The organism is Synechococcus sp. R8-2 (assembly GCF_047461715.1).
Taxonomy (GTDB): domain Bacteria; phylum Cyanobacteriota; class Cyanobacteriia; order Thermostichales; family Thermostichaceae; genus Thermostichus.
Genome location: NZ_JANSHQ010000191.1, coordinates 1 through 4,192, shown reverse-complemented (window position 1 = coordinate 4,192; position 4,192 = coordinate 1). Strand labels below are relative to the sequence as shown.

4 protein-coding genes are annotated in these 4,192 nt (G+C 60.7%); 1 reads left to right on the top strand and 3 read right to left on the bottom strand.

Features of this window, described 5'->3' with window-relative positions:
• Positions 1 to 120: 120 nt before the first annotated feature.
• Both lipB and trxA read right to left on the bottom strand, forming a co-directional pair.
• Positions 121 to 909 (bottom strand): lipoyl(octanoyl) transferase LipB, encoded by a 789-nt coding sequence (lipB, locus tag NW819_RS05190; RefSeq protein WP_011433515.1) that lies wholly within the window; start codon positions 907 to 909, stop codon positions 121 to 123.
• A 13-nt stretch (positions 910 to 922) separates the two neighbouring features.
• A complete protein-coding gene (gene trxA / locus NW819_RS05185) occupies positions 923 to 1,243 on the bottom strand; it encodes a thioredoxin (protein ID WP_011433516.1) in 321 nt (106 codons plus the stop codon).
• A 227-nt stretch (positions 1,244 to 1,470) separates the two neighbouring features.
• Between trxA and NW819_RS05180 the strand changes: the two genes are divergently transcribed.
• On the top strand, positions 1,471 to 2,730 hold the full coding sequence (locus NW819_RS05180; RefSeq protein ID WP_414413099.1) for a hypothetical protein: 1,260 nt from the start codon (positions 1,471 to 1,473) through the stop codon (positions 2,728 to 2,730).
• Here NW819_RS05180 and NW819_RS05175 read toward each other — a convergent pair.
• On the bottom strand, positions 2,708 to 4,192 hold a 1,485-nt coding region (locus NW819_RS05175), incomplete at its 5' end, for a SulP family inorganic anion transporter (protein ID WP_414413098.1). The genes NW819_RS05180 and NW819_RS05175 overlap by 23 nt on opposite strands.

Genomic DNA, 4,192 nt, shown 5'->3' with positions numbered 1-4,192 from the left:
GGCAACTTTGCCAACCAGGCCATCCTGCAGCAACTGCTGCGCCAGTTGGGGGTGGATTAGCCGCCCTTGGATTAAACCTAGGGCCACCTCGAAGTTGGGTAACCTGTCTGGTCTTTCCCCTCACTTGCGCTTAGGCGTCTGAGCGGTTGATTCTCCCAGCAACTTGTCAGAAAGCCGAGGCTCTCCCAACCACTCGGCCAGGGAAACTGCCTGAGCCTGCAGCCCAAAGACCTGACAGAACGACTCCACCAGCACCGGAGCTACGGCAGCCATCGTTACCTCCGGACAAAAGTGCACCAGGGATCCCACCGGGCGATCAGGGATCCCACAGGGCACGATGGCCTCGAAGGCAGCTAGATCCGGGCAGACGTTGAGGGCAAAGCCGTGGTAGGTCACCCAGCGGGAAACCTTGATGCCGATGGCCGCCACTTTGCGGCCCTGCACCCAAACTCCTGTCAAGCCAGGGATCCGCTCCCCCTGTAGGCCGAAGTGGGCCAAGGTCTGGATAACCACCTCTTCTAGCTGGCGTAGGTACTCGTGGAGATCTGGGCGGTGGCGCTTTAGGTTCAGCATCGCATAGCCCACCCACTGCCCCGGCCCATGGTAGGTCACTTCGCCGCCGCGCTCCACCCGCAGGATTTCCGGCTCTTGTTCAGAAGGAGATTCCGGGTGGATAGCCGGGGATCCTATCGGCTGAGAAAGGCTCTTGAGAAACTTGGGATCGGCTCCTGCCCCCAAGGTGTAAACCGCAGGATGGGTGAGCAGCAGTAATCCGTCCGGCAACTGGGGATCCCGGATCATATGGGCCAGTCTTGCCTGCTGCCAAGCCCAGGCAGTGCGGTAGGGCACTTCACCCGGCAGGTGAACCTGCAGAAGCGGCAGTTGCACGGGGGATCCAGAAAAGTTCACCTAGCTTACAGGTTTAGTTAACCTGCGCCCGCAACCGCTCCAACAGGGCCCGCGGCTGCAACAGCCCCTCAATGCGGTCAATCGGCTTCCCATCTTTGAAGAGGATCAGCGTTGGCACCGCTTGAATGCCCCAGCGAGCAGCGATGGTTGGGTACTTTTCGGTGTCAACCTTCACAAAAGTAACCGCATCCCCCACCTGAGGTTTTACCTGCTCCAACACTTGCGCCATAACCTGACAAGGGCCGCACCAGGAAGCATAAAAATCCACCAGGATCGGGGTTTTGGATCCCTGAATCATGTCGGCAAAACTTTTGAATTGCTGTTTGTGCGCCATAGGAAACTCCCAGAGTGTTCTGAAAAGCCTGAGATGAAATCTATTTGTAAGCTAACTGTTTGAGATTAAAAATTGGTGTGGAGATCTCGCCGCAGCCTGCTTCGGTTTCCCGGTAGGATGGCTAGGGTTTGGGAGAAGAGCTAGAGCGTACCTGTAGTCTAGGGTGTTGTGGTGGACAAAGGGGCAGACTTTAGCAGGGTTTAAGGACTTGGAGGAGTGGGATCCCGATGGCAACAAGCAGCAGCATGGTGAATCGTGGCGTGTTGGCCACAGTGCTGGCCGGGGTAGGACTCAGCCTATGGGGGGCTTGGCGTTGGCTGTGGGATCCCTGGGGCTGGGCTCAGGTAGTGGCCGGGTTGCTGCTGAGTTTGGGCAGCTTGCTCTACTGGCTCAAGACCCGCCCCGCCGATCACCTGGTGGTGGAGCCCCAAGGCTGGCGCATCAGCCGCCACACCCCCGAGCACTGGGTCATTCAAGCGGAGTTTGTGGCTCGCAACCTCAACCCCCTTTTGGAAGTCACCTTGGCCCAGGTGGAGCCGCGACTGCATTTGCTCAGCGCCGGATCCCCAGAAGGCATTCACACCCGCCTACGCCTGCGCTCTCGCCATCCGGATCTTCCCCCCCGCCAAGACAACTACTGGCAGGCCTACATCATCACCCCCCAGAACCAGACTGGCCTAGAGGTTGAGATCGAGCTGAAGGGGGAAGGGCTGGCCCATTTGCGCTCTGCCTGGCTGGAGTTGGACTACATCCAGTACGGGCGGCAGCGGCGCACCCTCAAGACCAGCCATCTCATCCTGCCGTTGCAGGAGGTGGAGCCCTTGCCAGAGCTGAACTGGCAGCAGCAGGGATCCCTCCTTTGGGCCGCCGTTCCCACCCATCTGCTGACCCCCAGCGATGACTTGGCCGAGGTGCTACGGCGGTATGTAGGCCCTCACATCCAGCCCGGCGATATGGTGGCCATCTCGGAAAGCGCCGTGGCTATTGTCCAGGGCAACTTCCGCCATCCCCTGCAGGTGCAGCCCGGCTGGCTGGCCCACACCCTGTGCTACTTCTTCCCCTCCAAGACCAGTCTTTCAAGCTGCTACGGGATGCAGACTTTGATCGACTGCTCCGGGGCCTGGCGGGTGGTGTGGGCTTTTGTGGTGGGATCCCTGGCCAAACTGCTGGGGATCCCGGGGGTCTTTTATGCCCTGGCGGGGGAGCAGGCCGATCTCATCGACGACGTTACTGGCACCCTGCCTCCCTATGACCAGTTCATCGTGCTGGGGCCGCGGGATCCGGCCAAGTTGGTGGGGGATCTGCATCGGCAGACGGGCTACGAAGTGGCCATCGTGGATGCCAACGATCTGGGGCAGGTCAAGATCCTGGCAGCCAGCCCCGGCGTAGAGCGGGAGCTGGTGGAGCAAGCCCTGGGCAAGAACCCCGCCGGCAATGCCGCTGAACAAACCCCCCTTGTGCTGATCAGGAAGATGACACCTGACTGAGGCTCTGCTGGGATCCGAGGGCTTGCATCGCCTGGTGAGTGGAGAGGAAGAAGCGCTCAGCGCCCACTTTCTCCACAAACCCAGCCTTTTGGAGGCGATCCATTACCGGCCCCTTCACCTCGGCCATGGCAAAGCCCACCCCTGCCTGCTGCAAACGTTCCACCAACTGGGTCAGCACTTCCAAAGCGCTGCCGTCGATGAAGTTGATGGCGCTGGCAACGAGCAGCACCTGCTCCACTGTGGGTCGCGCCGCCACCTCTCGCAGCAGATACTCCTGCAAGTAGGCTGCGTTGGCAAAAAACAGGCTCTCGTCCACCCGCACTGCCAAGATACGGGGATCGGTAATCACCTCATGGCGCTGCACGTTGCGGTAGTGCTCCGTACCGGGCACCTGACCCACGATGGCAATGTGAGGACGGCTAGCCCGCCAAAGAAAGAGCAGGATGGAGACTAACACCCCTATTCCGATCCCCTGCTCCACTCCGATCCCCAGCACACTGGCAAAGGTTACCAACCAAACCAGGGCATCGCCACGGTCGTAGCGCCAGCTTTGCAGCAGGGGGTGAAAATCCACCAGGGCCAGCACCGCCACCAGAACAATGGCCGCCAGGGTGGTCTGGGGCAAGAAGGTGAACAGGGGCATCAGCCAGATGACCGTCAAAGCCACCAACAGGCCGGTGATCAGGGAGGCCAGGCCACTGTTGGCGCCTGCTTGAAAGTTCACCACCGACCGGCTGATGCCTCCCGTTACCGGATAGCCGCCACTGCAGGCTGCTGCCAAGTTGGCTGCCCCCAAAGCCACCAGATCTTGGTTGGGATCCACCTTCTGCCGCCGCTGGCTGGCCAAGGACTGCCCCACGGCATAGCTCTCCGTGAAGCCCACCAAGCTAATGGCCAAGGCGGTGGGCAGAAGCGCTGTCCACTGTCCCCAGCTCAACGAGGGAAAGCCCAAGGGGGGCAACCCGGAAGGAATGGAGCCAACAACGGATACCCCTGCCCTCTCCGAGAGGTTTAGGCCCCAGACCAACAGGCTGGTCACGAGCACAGCCGCTAGCGGTGCCCCCTTGGTCAAAATCAAGGCCCAACCTGGAGGCACACCCCAACGCCGCAGTTGGTGGGGCAACTTTCGCTGAGCGTACACCAGCAGGGATACGGCCAGCAGCCCCAAGCCAAAGGTTACCCAGTTTACCTTATCCAGGCTCTGCCACAGCCGCTGCACCAACAGCAAGAAGGACTCCGTGTTGGCGATCTTGACCCCCAAGAGGTGCCGGAGCTGGCTGAAGCCGATGATCAAGGCCGCCGCGCTGCCAAAGGCAGTCACCACCGTGTGGCTTAAGAAATTGGCCAAAAACCCCAGCCGCAACAACCCCATCGCCCCTTGAATCAAACCCACTTCCAAGGCCAGGCCTAAAGCCAACTGCCCGTACTCTGGGCTGCCCGGCAAGGACTCCGTCCCGCTGAC

Bases quoted from the DNA above. Each gene is read 5' to 3' on its own strand.
- trxA (WP_011433516.1), bottom strand. From the start codon at position 1,243: ATGGCGCACAAACAGCAATTCAAAAGTTTTGCCGACATGATTCAGGGA.
- NW819_RS05180 (WP_414413099.1), top strand. From the start codon at position 1,471: ATGGCAACAAGCAGCAGCATGGTGAATCGTGGCGTGTTGGCCACAGTG.